The organism is Mesorhizobium sp. LSJC280B00 (genome assembly GCF_000502835.1).
Lineage (GTDB): Bacteria > Pseudomonadota > Alphaproteobacteria > Rhizobiales > Rhizobiaceae > Mesorhizobium.
This window is the reverse complement of record NZ_AYVL01000025.1, coordinates 124,008-142,210: the sequence shown is the minus strand read 5'-3', so window position 1 is coordinate 142,210 and position 18,203 is coordinate 124,008. Positions and strand designations below refer to the sequence as shown.

Sequence of the window (18,203 nt, the reverse complement as noted above, 5' to 3'; positions counted from 1 at the left end):
AGCACTCCGGTGCTCAGGTTCTCCTGGCTGCCGGATGCGCACGTCTGCGGTCTTCACCGGATGCGTACTCCGGGAGTGGTAGCGGCCGTGAAGCGGCTCACTGATGCGCTGGGGGATGACGACAAGAGCCGCCAGCTCGATTTGCTGATTTCGCAGGATCGCAGCGCGCAGGCCCTCATGGATAAAACGCTAGGTGTGTCCAACGTCGTGACCGAGGAAAACCTCCCGCTTTTGTGGCAGGAGATGCTGCATCCGCACCTCGAAGAGGAACGTCAGAAAGGGCTGGAAGCGGTCAACAAGGCAAAAGCCGAAGGGAAAAAACGGTTAAACAAGGTCAATGAACGAATTGAGACGATACAGAAGGAGAGGGAGCAAGAAGCAACAATCTTGGGCGCAAAGCTGCAGGCCAAGCACCGTGAGGACCGTTATGCGATTGAGGCCCTTTGCACTGATGTCGAGGGGACCCTTCGCCCCAACAGAGCCGTCAGAATCGGCATTGGTGTGGTCTTGGGCTCGATCTTCTCTGTTCCGCTGCTGTTGGACACAACGCCAATAATTCGAGCGGCTTCTTTCGTTATTGGCTGGTTGCTGGCCTACCTTACTGCCACGGGTGGAAGGTTGCTCGGGATCAGCACCGATGAAACGCAGGCACTCAAAGCGCTGCATTCCGCCGCAGAGCGCAGGAAGCTAGTGAGTAAGCTCGACCAATTCGACGTTAGCTGGAACAAGACTGCTTTCGTCGTTGCGGACCAGCCGGAGCTACCCTCTCGTGATCGCGTCGATCTGTTCAGCTTGAGCAACGCCGGTAAGTAGAACCGCGTCGCAAGCGACGACGTTTTAGAAGGTGGCAGCGCAGACGCCTCCCCCGACGGTGATGACGCCTAAAGGCCGCCAGGCAAATGGTAGGGTGCACGCCTCATGATCGCAATGAGGCCACGTGACTGTTATGTCCGTCCGCGCTATCGAACGGCAAGTAATGGGATCGAGACATTCCGTTAGTAGCTGACCAATGACCGTTCGTGGCGCGATCGAGGCGATGCTGACTTCGCCTACTCAGCAGCTGCCAGCGCGGGTCAAACGGCTTGGTTGGGTCGGTCTTTCGCGTTCCCTCAGAGTCGCAAGAGCGTGGGGTGAGCGGTACTACATCGACCCGGCCAGACGCCATTCCAACCGCTGATCCGTCTCGACGGCTTTCGGCCGCGTTGGACGTTTCGCTAGGTCGCTTCGCCCGGCTTATGGAAGTTCGATCTCGCCGTCCACCACGTGGTTGAGGCCGGTGCCTTCCGCCGTCAGCGTCATGCGGACCTTCAGCTTCTTGCCGCCGATTTGCCCTTCGCGCACCGTCTCCTCGATCTTGCGCTGTGAGGTGACGCCGACTTCCTTCAGGAACTTGCGGATCGACATGTTGACGGCGTCTTCGCTCATGGCGGAACTCCTCTGTGTCCGGAAGGGATTGTAAGGGAAGGCAAGGGATCAAGGAAGCAGGACGGTGACGTACGGTTTTATTGAAATAGACCTCGAGCCGGGAGGAGACGTCGGGTCCTTAAACTTGATCGACCCCTGGCAGGAGGAGTGGAACCGATCGACGTCTTGCGCAGAAGGAGCACTATGACGGCCATCTCGGCCTTGATCTGACCGATCAGGAAAAGAGTGATCTGATCGAGTACCTCAAATCGATCTGATCAGCACTCGGCGCTTCTTTGGGTTCGATTGGGAGGAAAGACCATTAAAGAAGATCGTGGTGAGATAAATTGCGGGTCGGCACAACGTAAGCCAGGCCAAGCGCTGTCTCGCCGGAAATTTCTTAAGGCGTCGACGACCGGCGCGGCGATTTGCCGGTGCAGGTGGGCTTGCTTCCTGCATGACAGGTCAACCTGCGGCGCGCGGCGCCGAAACAACCCCAAAGCCTGTGGCGCTTTATTAGGATGTTCCAAACAAAGGTCGCCGCTGCGCCGGGTGCACCCATTTCCTGAAGCCGAATGCATCCTAGATTGTCGCGGGTGAAATCAGCCCCGATGGTTGGTGCCGCTTTTACAAAGCACGGCCTGCCTGATCGGCAGAGCCCAGCGGAGACTTTCGTTGTCTGCTGCGCTGCGGGTGATGGTCTGCAGGCATCGCGTCGAGGATGTCGGGTCACATCAGGCATTCGACAAGTCCGGAGTCAGAGCCGAAGTGATCGACGATCTTTCCAACATTTGCCTTCGCGATTGACCCCTCCCCGTCAAGCACCCAAATATCAGCGTTCCTCCGGCGGCTTGAGGTGCCGAAACTGCATCAGCAGCAGCAGATCGTAAGCGATCTTCAGTGCACCGCAGATGAGGAGGGGCCAAGCCCGGAACGAGGCAGCGAACAGAGCGCCCGCCAGGGCGGGACTGGCTGCGGCAGCCAGGCTGCGCGGGACCGATGTGAAGCTCGCGGCGGCTGCCCGCTCCGCCTCCGTGACGACCGCCATGACGTAAGATGAGCGCGTCGGGACGTCCATCTGCGAAAGCGCGGCACGGATCAGCAGCAGGGCGAGCGCCAGAGGGAGCGTCGGCGCAAGGGCCGCCAGGATCAGGGCGATGCTGGACGGAATGTGTGTGAACACCATCGTGTTGATGAGTCCGATGTGCCGCGACAGCCAGGCGGCAACGGGGAATGAGAACGCCGAAAGGACGCCGGACCAGAAGAAGAAAAAGCCCGCTTCCGAAAGCGACAGGTCGAATTTTTCGAAAAGCCACAGGGCAAGCAGCGACTGGACGAGGAAGCCGCCGGCAAAGGCATCAAGGCTAAAAAGGGCCGCAAGCTTGAAAACGATATTCCGCGAGGGGCCAAGCGCGGACGTGCTGCCGGAGTCCGACGTTGGACGGCGCTGCGGGATCTGCGCGTAAAGGAGACCGCCGAGCAGGCCCAGCAACGCATAGAGCACGAACATCGCCTTGATGCCGGTGAGTTGATCGAGGCCGGCTGGAGCCAGAAGATCAGGTGTCACCGAAGCGAGCGCGCCAACCGCGGCTGCGAGCGCACCCACAAGGCTGTAGCGCGCGAACATCTTGGTCCGCGCGGCGTCGGTGACTTCGCGTGTGAGCACGGCATGCTCTAAGGGCACGAATACGCTGACGCTGCCGGCCGACGGGTTGATGGTGCCTGCGAAGGCGATCACCAAAAGCAGCGCGTAGTCGTGGACCACAGCAAAGGCCACACCCGTGGCGACCATCAGACTGGCGGCGGCAAACAGGAGTTGGCGGTGATCGTGTCGGGCACCAAGGAGTCCGACGGCGATGGTTAAGAGCGCTGAACCGAGCAGCGATCCGGTTGCTATGATGCCGACCTGCAGAGGCGCGAAGCCTAATGCGAGGAGATAGACCGGCAACAGAACGGCCACAAAGCCGTCGCCCATGTCGCGCAAGGCTCGGGCCGCAAAAAGAAAAGTCGCCGGGCGGATCTGCTGCACTGATCTAGCCTGCCCTCATCACCTGCGTTGGCGTCACCGGCTTTGGCAGCGTCGCTCGACAGGGCCGGAAGATCATGACGGAGTCGCGTTAGACATTCCAGCGAGGCGAATATCGGTTTCAATCCTCAGGCTGCCGCCCAACAATGCTGATTCATATCGTGTCAAGGCTTGCAACGACCGAAGACGCAACTGGCGCATATTGCGCTTGGCTGTCAAGGTCGGGAATAGGGTCAGAACCTGCCCGTGACCTTGCATACAGGACGTGCGGACACCAAGCTCCACCCACTTCACCGTGCCGAGCGTCATATACACCAACGCGTCGCCCCGGTTGTCCTCAGGTAGTCCTCAAGTTGGCCCGCGTGAATTCGCGGCGCGGGACGGCGGCAGCGGAGATGGCGGCGCGCTCTGTCTCGAAGATGTCCTGCGTCTGTCGCAACCTGAAAAGAAGGCTGCCATCGCGGAAGAAGTTCCGTCAGATCGTGGTCGCGGACGCGGACGTTGCGTGGCAGTCATGACCAATTGAACCGGACAATCCAACCTACCCACGTCTTACCAAGTTAGGACCGGTGATCCCAGCAGCGCCCTCCGCGACAAATTCGAACCTGGCTATCAAGCGTCACCGCCCTGGGCGGCAGGGAAGATTCGTCGCCTGATGCGCGAACACGATCTACAGCCGAGGATCAGGCGGCCCTTTGTCGCCACGACCGGATAGCGATCGCGACCGCCCTTCCGCAGTCCCTGTACGACTCACTTGCGAAACGCAGCCGGTGCACGGTCTTCACCTCCAGCCTGATGATGCCCTTCAGAGGCTTCGGTGATTTTCTCGTATTCCGATTGCGACATCTCTGGAAGACGTCGGGTAAAGGCCACCATCGCCCATAGCTCTTCCTGGTTGTGCGTTGAACCAAACGCAGGCATCCCGGTCATTTTAATGCCGTTTTGCATGATCCAATAGAGCTCAGCATCATCCAACAAGGCGTAATCGAGTCGACCGTCGGCATGTACGGCGATTTGCAAGGTATCGCTGGAAAGGTGATGCAAGAGATTGAGTGCTTAGAGCTCCTGGCCATTGAAGCATCTCCGCCCGATGCCGAATAGGCAATCGGTATGCAGCTCAACAGGAAAACGTCGTCCACACGGGTGCGCACCTCAAGGTGTTGGACGAAACGCCCAGATTGCCGGCAGCTGCTCTCCGCCCGCTCGAACCGCGAGAAGAAGCAGGTCAAGCGCGGGAACAAAGAGCGAAGTGCGCGCACCGGACACAGTCGGAATCTGCGCGATGCGTCGATATGGCGGGTCCCGGGTATCCAGCACGTCAATGAATCCGTCTCCGCAGCTGATGTAGGCTCGCTGCCGTTTCGAGTCGACGAAAACATCGTCGGCATCACCGCAAATCTTCGCAGTCGCGACGAGCGAACCGTCTCCCATGGAGAAGATGCCGAGCCACGCAGGGTGGCGAAAAGCTATAAGGACGTGCTGGTGAGGGTCGTCCAACGCCATCGGAAAATTACCGGCCAAACCGGCGGTCGGCCAGCTTGCGATTTGAGCCAGTGATGTGCGGTCGACGACCGCGATTGAATGAACGTCCGGCAGGTTCACAAAGACGTGGCTCGTCCTCGCGTCGAGCTGAAAACTTTCGGGATGCGCCTTTAGCGGCACATCGCCGGTTTTCCGGTTAGTCGTGGGATTGATGACAGCCAGCGCACCGCTGCCATACCCCACAAAGACCCGATTGGTCGCGCTATCCACGCGAACATTGTCGGCATCTTCCCCTAGGTCGACTTTGCCGATAGCGGCATAATCGGCTCCTCGAAACAATCGAACCGAGCCGTCGCCGGCATTCGCGACATACAGGGTGTCGGTCCCTTGCAGGTAGCCGACACCTTGTGGTTCCCGTAATCCCTTGATTGTGCGAAGCACGGTTCGATGGGTGAGATCGACCACCGCCATGCTGTTGTTGCCGAGTTCTGCAACGAACAAGCGCCGCCTCTTTAAATCGATCGCCATGTGATCGATGCGGCCGCGCACATCTCCGAGTGGGATTCTGGCCTCGAGCCGTAATGGCGGCTCCGTGCCTTGGCCCGCAGCGTCAAACGTCGCAACCGGCAGGTTTGCCGCAGCCATCAAAGCAGTTGCGACAATTCGCGACAATAAGTGAAGTGCAATTGAAAGGAACCTGCCATCCACGCGCGCCATCCCTCAATAGGATCTTGCGCAGTGCTTGACGGAAGCCGTCTGAAGGGGAGACTGCTCATCCCCTCAGTTCAGATTAGGCCAATGACCTCTTGATTACAAGCGACGGGCAATTGGATAGTGTCGCGGATTGAACTTCGGTTTTGGGTGGTCGACTCCGACCGTTCGACCTCTGATGTCCAGCATCAGATTTTTACCCTGACGTAACCAAGCGATAGCGGCACTGATTACTGATAGCGCCGAGCCAAGGACGCAGCTATGCCCGCTGATGGTCGTATCAGGCTGTAGCGCGAACGGCAGGTTTGGAGAAACGCAATGAAGGTCGGCAAATGGCGCATAGCCGCCGTCCTCTGTCCACCAGATCTGGCTGCTGGCGCTTGATGCCAAGACAGAATTTGCCAACACAGATGCCCGCCTTCGGGTCCGATGCCCCCTCACCGCCCCCTGGACAGGCTCCCCAAAATCCCGCGGACGATCGCTCGTCCGACCGACGAGCCGACCGAGCGCACGATGGATTTGATCGCCGCCTCCGCCACCGTCTGGCGGTTGGAGGGGCGCGGCGCGCGGCGGCGGCCGGTCGGCTGGGGATCGTCATTGCCGAAGCCGGGAATGGTCCAGCGCGAACGGCCTGCGTCCTGTTGCTGCGCCTGTGCCTCCTGGGCGTCCTTGGCCTTCTTCTGCAGCATCTCGAAGGCCGATTCGCGATCGATGGTCTGGTCGTATTGTCCGGCAACCGGGCTCTCTGTGATCAGCTTGCGGCGCTCGTCGGGCGTGATCGGGCCAAGGCGCGAGGACGGCGGGCGGATCAGCGTTCGCTGCACCATGGACGGCACGCCCTTGGCTTCCAGCGTCGAGACAAGCGCCTCGCCGGTGCCGAGCTGCGTGATCACGGTTGCGCAGTCGAAATCGGGATTGGGTCTGAACGTCTCGGCCGCCGTCTTGACGGCCTTCTGTTCGCGCGGCGTATAGGCACGAAGTGCGTGCTGCACGCGGTTGCCGAGCTGGGCCAGCACCGTTTCAGGGATATCCAGCGGATTTTGCGTGACGAAATAAACGCCGACGCCCTTCGAACGGATCAGCCGGACCACCTGTTCGACGCGGTCGATCAGCACCTTCGGGGCGTCGTCGAACAGAAGGTGCGCCTCGTCGAAGAAGAAGACCAGCTTCGGCTTGTCCGGGTCGCCGACCTCGGGCAGTTCCTCGAACAGTTCCGACATCAGCCATAGAAGGAACGTCGCATAGAGCCGCGGATTCATCATCAGCTTGTCGGCGGCGAGCACGCTGATGGCGCCGCGTCCATCGCGCGTGGTGCGCATGATGTCGGCGATCCGCAATGCCGGCTCGCCGAAGAAATTGGCAGCGCCCTGCTGCTCCAGGACCAGCAGCGTGCGCTGGATCGCGCCGACCGAAGGTTTCGTCACATTGCCGTAGCGGGCGCCGATCTCTTCGGCGCGGTCGGCGATATTGGCCAGCAGTGACTGCAGGTCCTTCAAATCGAGCAGCAGAAGGCCTTCCTCGTCGGCGATGCGGAAGGCGATGTTCATGATGCCTTCCTGCGCCTCGGAAAGGTTCATCAACCGCGACAGAAGCAGCGGCCCCATCTCCGAGATGGTGGCGCGGATCGGGTGGCCCTGCTCGCCGAACAGATCCCAGAAGATGACCGGGAATTCCTGGAATTCATAGGGATCGAGCTTGACCTGCTCGGCCCGCTTGACCAGGAAATCCTGCGCTGTGCCCATCATGGCAATGCCCGACAGGTCGCCCTTGATGTCGGCGCAGAATACCGGCACGCCGGCATTGGAGAAACCCTCGGCCAATATCTGCAGGGTCACCGTCTTGCCGGTGCCGGTCGCGCCGGTGACCAGGCCGTGACGATTGCCATACTGCAGCAAAAGCTGTTCGGGCCGCTGATAGCTGTCGTCCGGCGTGCGGCTGGCCCCTATGAAGATACTGGTATCGTCGGCCATGTGTCCGGTCTCCGCCAACCTATAGGGTTGAATGCCCTGATCCCTTGAAGAAAAGGGAGCCCCGCCGCAGGTATAGTGAGGCCGTTGCGCAGCGACAATGGGCATCGTCGAAAATGGCTTTTGGAGCTTGCGGAACCTGCCCATGTTTGGCAATCGGTTGACGGTCGCCGTCACGGAAGGCGAGTTGCACGGCGTGTGTGCTGCATTGTGATATCGGGCCGGGGACCGTAGACTGACATAGTCGGCCGCTGCGGCCGCTAGAACGAGGAGAACCGATGGGCGCCGGTGCCTTGACCCAGGATGCCGAACTTCCGAACGTCGACCGGCAACGATGGCTGGCGCTGGCGGAGAAGGCGCTGGCCGGCGGGTCCTTCGAGGAAAAGCTCGTCTCGCATACGGACGACGCCATCCGCATCGAGCCGCTCTACGAGCGTTCGGTAACCGCCGAGCCTGTCGTGCGCGCCAACCCGGGATCACCGTGGATCGTCAGCCAGCGCATCGACGATCCGGACATAGGCCGCGCCAGTGCGCAGGCGCTGGAAGACGTCGCGCAGGGTGCCACCGGACTGTCGCTTGTCTTCGAGGGTGCGCCGAACGCCTTCGGCTATGGCTTGCCGAGGACGGCGGAGGCGCTGGAGGGCGTGCTCGACGGCGTGCCGCTCAACCGCATCCAGATCCGCATCGACGCCCATCCCTGGAGCCGTGCCGTGGCCGACTGGCTGGTGGCGTTTTTGACCAAGCGCCGCTCCGACCCGGCAAAGCTCAACCTCTCCTTCGGCATCGATCCGGCGGCGATCTTTGCCGGGACCGGCAGGCTGCGCATGTCGATCGAGGCTTTACAGGCTTCGATGCCGCAATCGCTGGCGCATTTCTTTTCGATGGGTGTGCCCGGCGTGCTGCTGGAGGCCGACGGGCGGGTATTCCACAATGCCGGCGCCACCGAGGCGCAGGAGCTTGGCACCATGCTTGCCTCGGCCGTCTCCTATCTGAGGCTGTTCGAGAAGGCGCGCCAGCCGCTCGTCTACGCGGCGCCGCATATCGGTTTTGCGCTCAGCGTCGACCAGGACCAGTTCGTTTCGACGGCCAAGGTCAGGGCGTTGCGCAGGCTGTGGGCGCGTGTCCAGGAGGCCTGCTCGATACCGCCCTCCACCGCCAGCATCCATGCCGAAACCTCCTTCCGGATGATGACGGCGGCCGACCCGGAAACCAACATCCTGCGCACCACAATCGCCGCTTTCGCGGCTGCCGCCGGCGGCGCGGATTCGATCGCCATCCTGCCGCACACGATCGCGCACGGCCTACCCGCGGATTTTGCTCGCCGCGTTGCCCGCAACGCGCAACTGATCATGGCCAATGAAAGCCACATCGACCACGTCGCCGATCCGGTTTGCGGTTCGGGCGCCGTCGAAGCGCTGACTGCGGAGCTCTGCGCGGCGGCCTGGCAGGAGTTCCAGCAGATCGAGGCGGAAGGCGGCGTGCTGACCAGCCTTGAGCAAGGCCACATCCAGAGGCGCGTCCAGGCAGCTTCCGCCCGCCGCAACACAGCCTACCAGGCGGGCGAACGGGCGATCGTCGGCACGACGCTGCACCCGTCGAAGACCGAGCGTCCGGTCGAGACGCTGGCGGCGGAGCGGCGGCCTGCCTTCACCGAAGGCGTTGCGGTGTGCGAGCCGCTATTTCCGATCCGCATCGATCAGTCGATCGGAGCCGTGCCATGATCCCGGATTTCAGCCAGATCGCTTGGTCGCCGCCACGGCGGGTGCCGGTCGAGGTCAAAGGCCAGCGGATGACGCCGGAAGGCATCGCCGTCAAGCATCTCTACAACCAGGGCGATCTCAAGGGCTTGCCGCACCTCGATACCTATCCGGGCCTGCCGCCTTTCGTGCGCGGCCCCTATCCGACGATGTATGTCCAGCAACCCTGGACGATCCGGCAATATGCCGGCTTCTCGACTGCCGAAGAGTCCAACGCCTTCTACCGGCGCAACCTTGCCGCCGGCCAGAAGGGCCTGTCGGTCGCCTTCGACCTCGCCACGCATCGCGGCTACGACAGCGACCATCCGCGCGTAGCCGGCGATGTCGGCATGGCCGGCGTCGCCATCGATTCCATTCTCGACATGCGCCAGTTGTTCGACGGTATCCCGCTTAACGAGATGACGGTATCGATGACGATGAACGGCGCGGTGCTGCCGATCATGGCGCTCTATATTGTGGCGGCGGAGGAACAGGGCGTCGCGCAGAAGGATCTCACTGGGACCATTCAGAACGACATCCTGAAAGAGTTCATGGTGCGCAACACCTACATCTATCCGCCAAAACCTTCGATGCGGATCGTGTCGGACATTTTTTCCTACACGTCGAAGCACATGCCGAAGTTCAATTCGATCTCGATCTCCGGCTACCACATGCAGGAGGCGGGAGCGACGGCGGACCTCGAGCTCGCCTACACGATTGCAGACGGTATCGAATATGCCCGCGCCGGCGTCGCGGCCGGCCTCGACATCGACCGTTTCGCGCCGCGCCTTTCCTTCTTCTGGGCGATCGGCATGAATTTCTTCATGGAAGTCGCGAAGCTGAGAGCAGCGCGCCTTTTGTGGGCCAGCCTGATGCTGAAGAACTTTTCGCCGAAGGACGAGCGCTCGCTGTCGCTGCGCACCCATTGCCAGACTTCGGGCTGGTCGCTGACGGCGCAGGATCCCTACAACAACATCATCCGCACCATGATCGAGGCGATGGCCGCCACTCAAGGCCATACGCAGTCGCTGCACACCAATTCCTTCGACGAGGCAATGGCGCTGCCGACCGACCATTCGGCCCGCATCGCCCGCAACACACAGCTCATCCTGCAGAAGGAATCCGGCACGACGCGCATCATCGACCCGTGGGGCGGCTCCGCCTATGTCGAACGGCTGACACATGATCTGGCGGCGCGTGCGCTTGCGCATATCGAGGAGGTCGAGAGCCTCGGCGGCATGGCCGCGGCGATCGAAAAGGGCCTACCGAAGCTGCGCATCGAAGAGGCTGCCGCGCGCACCCAGGCGCGCATCGATTCAGGCGAACAGATCGTGCTCGGTGTCAATGCTCACCGTCCCGGCACGGACATCGAAGTCGACGTGCTGAAGATCGACAATGCCGAAGTCAGGGCGCGGCAATTGTCGAAGCTGCAGCGGCTGAAAGGCACGCGTGACGTCGCCGCCGTCGAGAGCGCGCTCGATGCGCTTACCCGTGCTGCCGGGAGTAACGCAAACCTGCTGGAATTCGCCATCCAGGCCGCACGCGCCAACGCCACGGTCGGCGAGATTTCGCTGGCGCTGGAAAAGGTTTTCGGCCGCCATGTCGCCTCGGTGCAGACGATCTCCGGCGTCTATCGCAACGCGCTCGGCGACAATCCGGTGGTCGACCGGCTGCAGGACAAGATCGTCGCGTTCGAGGAGAAGTCCGGCGGCAAGCCGCGCATTCTGGTCGCCAAGATGGGGCAAGACGGCCATGATCGCGGCCAGAAAGTGATCGCCACCGCCTTTGCCGACCTAGGCTTCGACGTCACCGTCGGGCCGATGTTCCAGACTCCGGACGAGATCGCCAGGCTGGCGGTCGAGCATGACGTGCACATCGTAGGCGCCTCGTCGCTGGCAGCAGGCCATTTGACGCTCATTCCCGAACTCAAGCTTGCACTGAAGAAGTTGGGCCGCGACGACATGCTGATCGTCGCCGGCGGCGTCATCCCGCCGCAGGATTACGACGCAGTCCGGCAGGCAGGCGCCACTGAAATCTTCCCGCCCGGCACGGTCATCCCGGAAGCGGCGGACCGGCTGATGGATCGGCTGCTTAAGTCCGGCTGACGCTTTGTTATAATGTCTGTTGTAACGAGAAACACGCTGAGTTATAATCAGCGTTGCAACAGGATGCCTCACCATGAACACGACCATTCGCAAGATCGGCAATTCCGAAGGCGTGATCCTGCCGAGGGAGCTTCTCGATCGTCTGAACCTGAAGGCCGGCGACCAGCTTCAAATCGTTGAAACAGGTGACGGTCTTGCGCTGAAGCCAGTGGACGACAGCTTCGAGCGGCAAATAAAAGCTGCCCGCGAGGTCATGGACAAATACAAGGTCGCGCTTCAGAAGCTCGCCGAATGAGCTGGGAGTTTCTGACGCGGCGTGCAGTCGAAGCCATGCACGCGGAGCAGTTGCGCCGACACGGCGGAGCACAAGGCTTGAGGGATGAAAATGCCCTCGAATCGGCGCGAGCGAGCGCCGAGAACAAGGCCAACTACGGAGACCCGTCGGTTGAGGAACTCGCAGCCGCCTATGTCTTCGGCATTGCCAGAAATCATGCCTTTGTCGACGGCAACAAACGCACGGCCATTGTCGCTGCCGGCGCATTTCTGATTGTGAATGGTTATGCCCTGTCGGCCAATGACGGCATGCTTTACGAATTCGTCATGGGCGTCGCCGCCGGCGAAATCGACGAGGCCGGCGCCGCAGCGTTCTTCCGCGATCATGTCGTCAAGCTCGAAGACTAACTGTCGGAGAGCTTGACGATCTCCCATTCCTTGCCGTTGACCACGGCAACTTCGCCGATCTTCTTGCCGAACAGCGCCATCGCCATCGGCGACATATGGGAAATTGTCCCTTTGCCCGGATTGGCTTCGTCCTCGCCGACGATCTTCCAGTGCACCTTCTTGCCGTCGTCGCTTTCCAGGGTGACACCCATGCCGAAACGAACCAGGTCGCTGCCCGGTTCCGGCACCGAAAGCTCGGCGCTTTCACGCCGCGCCGTCCAATAGCGGAGATCGCGCGAGACCAGCGCGATGCGCTCGCGGTCGGCCCTCTTTTCGGCTCTGCCCAGTTCGTCGCGCAGAGCGGCCACCTCGGCATCGATCAGCGCCATGCCGCGTTCCGTGACCAGATTGCGGTGATGGCTGATCGGCCGCTCGCCGATGCCGGCAATGGCGTTTTCGCTGTCTTCCTCGCGGGTGAAGGCCCTGCTCATCTGACGAACTTAGGCTTGGAATGGCGACTCCACAAGCCATTGCTGATGAAGAGGCTAATGGTGAAGATCTGGGTTCAGTACCCGAGATTAGACAGCTGCTTGGGGTGTAAAGCTGACCATGCGAATGCCTCAACTTGGCGCACTATCGCGCTTCGAGGGCCGCAAGGCTAAGGTCCGGTTGCGCAATTAGATAGCGGAGCCCCTTGGTTCCGACGTCGCCTCGCTCAACGATATTGAAGCCGTGCCGGCCGAGATCCGCTGCAACTTTGTCCAAATCGACGTAACCATGCCGGTGGAGCCGAAAGGTGCTCTTCTGGCGCGGCGGTTTTGCAAAATCGACGATAAGCACACGACCGCCCGGCTTCAAGACGCGGAAGGCTTCTCTGCCGAATTCCTCGCGGCCCTTCTTTGGAAGATGGTGGAACATCAGCGTGCTGAGGACGACATCAAATTCCCCATCCTTGAAAGGCAGTTCCTGAGCGGTGGCGGTCGAGAACCCGACTTGTAACCCTGCCCGCCGGGCCTTTGCCGTTGCGCGCGCAACCATTTCGGCGGAGGCGTCGACGCCGTCCACACGCCCCTCCGGCCCCACCTTCTGTCTGACGAGGAGCGCGGTGGTGCCGGTGCCGCACCCGACATCCAGGACCACTTCTCCCGGTTTCAGCTTCGCAAAGCTTAGTATCCTTTCGCGAAAAGCACGTTCGCGGCCGAAGGTCAGAAGCCACGCGAGCGTGTCGTACAGGGCGGCGGAATGGAGCGTGATGCCGACATGCGGCGCCTTCTCCTCTCTGACGGCCGGGATGCGGACCTTGGCGGACAGCCGCCCGTGAGCGCTTTGCCATATCAATAGGCTTGCGATCACGACGAGAACACCAGCATGAAGCAGAAGGACGGGAATTCCCAAGGAAAAGACCGCATTTGCCTGTCCCAACGAGAAAAATGCCGCAAGCACCACGGCCACTTTGACGAGCGCGACTAGTGCATGCCCGCCAACTATTGTTCCAAAAAGGCGTTGGTGCATTGCTTCATCTCCTGTCAGCCGGCCCGGCGCTGGGCCTTTCGCAAGAGCATATGATACTGGACAGTGTGTCCAGTATCAGTTTTACTGGCCACGTCGCACCGGCGCGCCCAATACTGGACGGTTTGGTGTCCTATGACCGGAAAAGGACGTTGCCGATGCCAGCCGGATCGATCGATCGTCGGGTCGCCAGGACCCGCAGCCGACTGCAGCAGGCGCTTTTCAGATTGACCGCCGAGAAGGGATATACGGCGATCACGGTCGAGGACATCTGCAGGGAAGCCGATGTCGGCCGCTCGACTTTCTACACGCACTATCCCGACAAGGACTACTTGAGGAAAGCAACGATCGACGAGCATATGAAGGGCTTGCAGGCACGTGGTGCCGAACGCCATTCGCAGAGAAATGCCAAGGGCTTTTCCTTCAGCGGTCCGGTGTTCGAGCATGCTCTTGCCACGCGGGAGATGCACCGTGCGCTGATGGGCGGGAAAAAGCGCGAAATGCCAGAAGAGATCCGCGGCTGGATAAGCAGGCAGGTTCGCCATGAGTTGGCGAATATCCAAGGTGATGAAGGCGGAGTCAGACTTGAGATCGCCACACGCTTCATCGTTGGCGCGTTCTTTGAAGTGATGCACTGGTGGCTTGAGAGGGATACGAAGCTGTCTCCCGCGGAGATCGACCAGATATTCCTGCAACTTGCCTTCAACGGGGTAAATGCGGTGATCGCTGAGCCAACGAGGATCGAATAGGGGCCAAGCGTCAGATTTTCACCACGAGTTCGACCGGGCTAGTCTGGCACGAATCCTGCGGCGTGAGCGTTGGACGCAAGGATCTGTGCCGATGTTGAACAGACGAACGCTGCTTGCGCAGACCGCCGGCTTTGCCGTCATGGGGCTTTCGATCGGCAATGCAGCGGCGAAAAACCTTCCCGGCATCGAGAAAGCCGCGATGCGTGGCGCGATCAACGCAACCGAGCTCGGCGTCCGGCCCGGCGCGCTAGACGATCAGAGCAAGGCTTTCACCAAGCTGCTGCGCGACGCGCACGACCGCGACATGCCGGTGTTCCTGCCGCCGGGGATCTATATCGTTTCCAACCTGTCGCTGCCCGGCCGCGTGCGCCTGTCCGGCGTGCCGGGCGCATCGCGGATCGTCTATGGCGGCAATGGCCATCTCATTATGGCCGAACGGGCCGAGCATGTCGAACTCAGCGGGCTGGTGTTCGATGGCAGCAACCGCTGGATGGGCGACTACACGCAAGGCCTGCTCGATCTGCGCCGCATCGCCCATCTGGTCGTCGACAACTGCCAGATGACCGGCAGCGGCAAGAACGGTCTGGCGCTCGAACACGCCTCGGGCCGCATCCAGCGCTTGGAGATATCCGGTGCGGCCGATGCCGGCATCTATTCGGTCGAGGCCGATGGCCTGGAAATATCAGGCAATAGCGTCTCCGACTGCGCCAATGGCGGCATCCTCGTGCACCGCTGGCAGGCAGCGGAAGACGGCACCATCGTCAGCGGCAACCGGATCGAACGCATCCAGGCGCGCGGCGGCGGAACCGGCCAGAACGGCAACGGTATCAATGCTTTCCGCGCCGGCAACGTCATCATCTCCGGCAATATTGTTTCGGACTGCGCGTTCTCGGCGATCCGCGCCAACAGTGCCAGCAATTTGCAGATCACCGGCAATACCTGCTCGCGCTCGGGCGAAACGGCCGTGTATTCCGAATTCTCATTCGAAGGCGCGGTCATCGGCAACAACATCGTCGATTGTGCTGCGAACGGTATTTCGATCGTCAATTTCAACGAAGGCGGGCGCATGGGCGTCTGCTCCGGCAACGTAGTCCGCAACCTGTCGACCAGCGGCCCCTACCCTGCCGATGCGCCCGGCTTCGGCGTCGGCATCAGCGTCGAGGCAGACACCACAGTTTCCGGCAATGTCGTCGAGAATGCACCGCTCTACGGCATGCAGATCGGCTGGGGACCGTTCATGCGCAATGTGGTCGCTACGGGAAACATCGTCCGCAAGGCGGGGACCGGCATCGTCGTCACCGTGGTCGAAGGTGCCGGGACGGCAATCATTTCCGACAACGTCATCGACGGGGTCCAGAACGGCGCGATCGTCGGCCAGCGCTGGGCCGAGCCGGTAACCGGCGACCTCGCCGCGTCAGGCAATGCCGGCTATGCGCATCTGACCGTCGAGCGCAACCACGTCAGTTGAGGGTGGCCGTCGGCCGGAGCGCGCCGACTTTGGCACCGATCCGGCTTTCGATGGGCGGATTTGCCTGTTCGATCAATTTCGCAGCGAGCGCCTGGTCGGCGTGCAGCAGCTTAGCCAGCACGGCCGCGACCATCACTTCAGCGGCGCGGCCGGCGCCATCGTCGCATTTCAGCGCGATGCCAAGGCCGAGCTCCGGAAGGGCGGCGCAAAAAACACCTTCGGCGCCTCCCTTGACAAAAATCCGGCCCGGCGCGGCCTCCATCATCGCGACATCGGACCTGCCCGTGCCGGCGACGAAAAACGGCTCGGCCATGCAGGCAGAAAGCAGCCGCTTCGCCGCCCGGGCGCGCACCGGCTCGAAGCCGGCACCTGTCGCCATGCGGGCAAACCCAAGGGCAAAGCTGCGCAACGGCACGGCATAGGTCGGAATCGAGCAGCCGTCGGTGCCGCGGTGATCGGCGTCATGGGCAGCACCGGTCACCGCCTGCATCGCTTCGCGCACCATCTCCTGCGAAGCATGGCCAGCCTTGACGTAACCACGATGGGCGATGCCGCTGTGAACGCAGGTGCATAGGAAGCCTGAGTGCTTGCCGGAACAATTGTTGTGCAAGGTGTTCGGCGCACGGCCGGCGCGCGCGAGCGCCAGCGTCGCCCCGTGGCTCGACGGCCAATGCGCGCCGCATTCGAGTGCCGTCTCGTCGAGGCCGGCTTTCGCCAGCATGGCGCGCGCGAGCTCGACATGCGGCGGCTCGCCGGAATGCGAGGCGCAGGCCAGCGCCAGCTCCCGGTCACCGAAGCCGTAGGCATCGGCAGCGCCGCTCTCGACCAGCGGCAGCGCCTGGATCGCCTTGACCGCCGAGCGCGGGAACACCGGCTGTGCCGTGTCGCCGATCTCCCAGACGGGCTTGCCGTCGGCGTCGAAGACGGCAACAGCGCCGCGATGGGCGCTCTCGACGATAGCGCCGCGCAAGACTTCGACCAGAACCGGATTTGTCATGTCACCTCCCGCAAATGCGGGCGGGTTTATCTGATCCGGTCCAGAATGGAAACGTAGTTGGCGACCGCGGCGCCGCCCATGTTGAAGATGCCGCCGAGCTTTGCTCCCCGCACCTGGATGCCGCCCGCCTCGCCGACGAGCTGCATGGCGCTCAGCACATGCATCGATACGCCGGTGGCACCGATCGGGTGGCCCTTGGCCTTCAGCCCGCCAGACGGATTGACCGGCAGCCTTCCATCTTTCGCCGTCTCGCCATCCAGGGCCAGCTTGGCGCCCTCGCCCGGCTTGGCCAGGCCCATCGCCTCATACTCGATCAGTTCGGCGATGGTGAAACAGTCATGCGTCTCGACGAAGGACAGGTCGCCGAGCGTCACGCCCGCCTGCTTCAGCGCCCGGTTCCAGGCCTGCTCGCAGCCTTCGAAGGCGAGAATGTCGCGCTTCGACATCGGCAGGAAATCCTGAACATGCTCATTGGCGCGGAAGGCGACGGCGCGGCGCATCTTCAGCGCCGTGGCCGTGTCGGCAAGGACAAGCGCGGCGGCACCGTCCGACACCAGCGAGCAGTCTGTGCGCTTCAGTGGACCGGCGACGAAGGGGTTTTTTTCGCTTTCCTGCCGGCAGAACTCGTAGCCGAAATCCTTGCGCATCTGCGCGTAGGGATTGTCGACGCCGTTCTTGTGGTTCTTGGCGGCGATCATCGCCAGCGCATCCGACTGGTCGCCATAGCGCTGGAAATAGGCTTGGGCGATCTTGCCGAAGACGCCAGCGAAGCCTGCCGGCGTGTCACCGTCCTCCGGCAGATACGAGGCCTTGAGCAGGTTCTTGCCGATCTCGGGACCGGGCGTCGTCGTCATCTGCTCGGCGCCGACCACCAGCACGGTACGGGCGGCATTGGCGTCGATAGCGCGGATGCCTTGCCTGACCGCCGCCGAGCCGGTGGCGCAGGCGTTCTCGACGCGGGTCGCCGGCTTGAAGCGCAGTCGGTCATCGGCCTGGAGGACCAGGCTCGCGGTGAAATCCTGGGCGGAAAACCCGGCGTTGAAGTGGCCGAGCACGATCTCGTCGACGTCATCCGGACCGATGCCGGCATGATCGAGCGCCTCGACTGCCACCTTGGTGATCAGGCCCTCCAGCGTCTCGCCTTCGAGCTTGCCGAAGCGCGAATGCGCCCAACCGACGATGCATGCTGTCATGGCGATCTCCATCCTGTGGACCCAGGCTACGCGATACTTGCGGCGCGCCTCAGCATTGTTCAAGCATGAACCGTTCCGCCGGCTTCGTGAAGGGGCCAGAACCGCACAATCGCTTGATCTTGATCATCTGGTCATAGTGCCTGGCTTTTGCCAGCAAATCAGGCCGGATTTTTGTTGATTGATGCGTCAATAAAAA

Annotated in this window: 16 protein-coding genes; 7 read left to right on the top strand and 9 right to left on the bottom strand. The window is 61.9% G+C overall.

Annotated elements, in window-relative coordinates; translation table 11 throughout:
* The coding region (locus X773_RS0139115) for a hypothetical protein (RefSeq protein ID WP_210164206.1) at positions 1–813 on the top strand (813 nt) is incomplete at its 5' end.
* Positions 814–1,233: 420 nt separating this feature from the next.
* Here the strand turns inward: X773_RS0139115 and X773_RS66665 are convergent.
* The 5 genes from X773_RS66665 to X773_RS66645 form a co-directional block, all read right to left on the bottom strand.
* Entirely contained in the window at positions 1,234–1,425 is a 192-nt protein-coding gene (locus tag X773_RS66665) for a DUF6494 family protein (RefSeq protein ID WP_023679340.1), read from the bottom strand.
* Between the two features lie 811 nt (positions 1,426–2,236).
* Positions 2,237–3,379 carry an MFS transporter gene (locus tag X773_RS66660; RefSeq protein WP_245274795.1) on the bottom strand — a complete coding sequence of 381 codons (1,143 nt, stop codon included), beginning with the start codon at positions 3,377–3,379 and terminating at the stop codon, positions 2,237–2,239.
* An 801-nt stretch (positions 3,380–4,180) separates the two neighbouring features.
* Positions 4,181–4,405: a cytochrome c gene (locus X773_RS78405; RefSeq protein WP_280952133.1), complete on the bottom strand. Its 225-nt coding sequence runs from the start codon at positions 4,403–4,405 to the stop codon at positions 4,181–4,183.
* A 177-nt stretch (positions 4,406–4,582) separates the two neighbouring features.
* Complete coding sequence (locus X773_RS66650) at positions 4,583–5,620, bottom strand: hypothetical protein (RefSeq protein ID WP_245274791.1); 1,038 nt, start codon at positions 5,618–5,620, stop codon at positions 4,583–4,585.
* A 440-nt stretch (positions 5,621–6,060) separates the two neighbouring features.
* On the bottom strand, positions 6,061–7,593 hold the full coding sequence (locus X773_RS66645; RefSeq protein WP_023679335.1) for a helicase HerA-like C-terminal domain-containing protein: 1,533 nt from the start codon (positions 7,591–7,593) through the stop codon (positions 6,061–6,063).
* A 275-nt stretch (positions 7,594–7,868) separates the two neighbouring features.
* Here X773_RS66645 and X773_RS66640 point away from each other — a divergent pair, with 275 nt between their 5' ends.
* From X773_RS66640 to X773_RS66625, 4 genes are all read left to right on the top strand, one after another.
* Positions 7,869–9,311 carry a methylmalonyl-CoA mutase subunit beta gene (locus X773_RS66640; protein ID WP_023679334.1) on the top strand — a complete coding sequence of 481 codons (1,443 nt, stop codon included), beginning with the start codon at positions 7,869–7,871 and terminating at the stop codon, positions 9,309–9,311.
* Entirely contained in the window at positions 9,308–11,431 is a 2,124-nt protein-coding gene (gene scpA / locus X773_RS66635) for a methylmalonyl-CoA mutase (RefSeq protein ID WP_023679333.1), read from the top strand. The genes X773_RS66640 and scpA overlap by 4 nt, the downstream gene beginning before the upstream one ends.
* 73 nt (positions 11,432–11,504) lie before the next feature.
* Positions 11,505–11,726, top strand: coding sequence for an AbrB/MazE/SpoVT family DNA-binding domain-containing protein (locus tag X773_RS66630; protein WP_023679332.1), 222 nt, complete (start codon positions 11,505–11,507; stop codon positions 11,724–11,726).
* Positions 11,723–12,112 (top strand): type II toxin-antitoxin system death-on-curing family toxin, encoded by a 390-nt coding sequence (locus X773_RS66625; protein ID WP_023679331.1) that lies wholly within the window; start codon positions 11,723–11,725, stop codon positions 12,110–12,112. The genes X773_RS66630 and X773_RS66625 overlap by 4 nt, the downstream gene beginning before the upstream one ends.
* On the opposite strand, the gene X773_RS66620 is transcribed toward X773_RS66625, so the two are convergent.
* The gene (locus X773_RS66620; protein ID WP_023679330.1) at positions 12,109–12,582 is read right to left on the bottom strand and encodes a GreA/GreB family elongation factor; all 474 of its coding nucleotides are present in this window, start codon (positions 12,580–12,582) and stop codon (positions 12,109–12,111) included. The two genes, X773_RS66625 and X773_RS66620, sit on opposite strands and share 4 nt — an antisense overlap.
* A gap of 142 nt (positions 12,583–12,724) precedes the next feature.
* Positions 12,725–13,603, bottom strand: a complete 879-nt coding sequence (locus tag X773_RS73860) for a methyltransferase domain-containing protein (RefSeq protein WP_084641577.1) — start codon at positions 13,601–13,603, stop codon at positions 12,725–12,727.
* Between the two features lie 155 nt (positions 13,604–13,758).
* Between X773_RS73860 and X773_RS73855 the strand changes: the two genes are divergently transcribed.
* A complete protein-coding gene (locus X773_RS73855; protein ID WP_023679328.1) occupies positions 13,759–14,349 on the top strand; it encodes a TetR/AcrR family transcriptional regulator in 591 nt (196 codons plus the stop codon).
* A gap of 91 nt (positions 14,350–14,440) precedes the next feature.
* The gene (locus X773_RS66615; RefSeq protein WP_023679327.1) at positions 14,441–15,817 is read left to right on the top strand and encodes a TIGR03808 family TAT-translocated repetitive protein; all 1,377 of its coding nucleotides are present in this window, start codon (positions 14,441–14,443) and stop codon (positions 15,815–15,817) included.
* Here the strand turns inward: X773_RS66615 and X773_RS66610 are convergent.
* Positions 15,810–16,814: an asparaginase gene (locus X773_RS66610; protein WP_023679326.1), complete on the bottom strand. Its 1,005-nt coding sequence runs from the start codon at positions 16,812–16,814 to the stop codon at positions 15,810–15,812. The genes X773_RS66615 and X773_RS66610 overlap by 8 nt on opposite strands.
* 26 nt (positions 16,815–16,840) lie before the next feature.
* Positions 16,841–18,007 carry an acetyl-CoA acetyltransferase gene (locus X773_RS66605; protein WP_023679325.1) on the bottom strand — a complete coding sequence of 389 codons (1,167 nt, stop codon included), beginning with the start codon at positions 18,005–18,007 and terminating at the stop codon, positions 16,841–16,843.
* Positions 18,008–18,203: the final 196 nt, after the last annotated feature.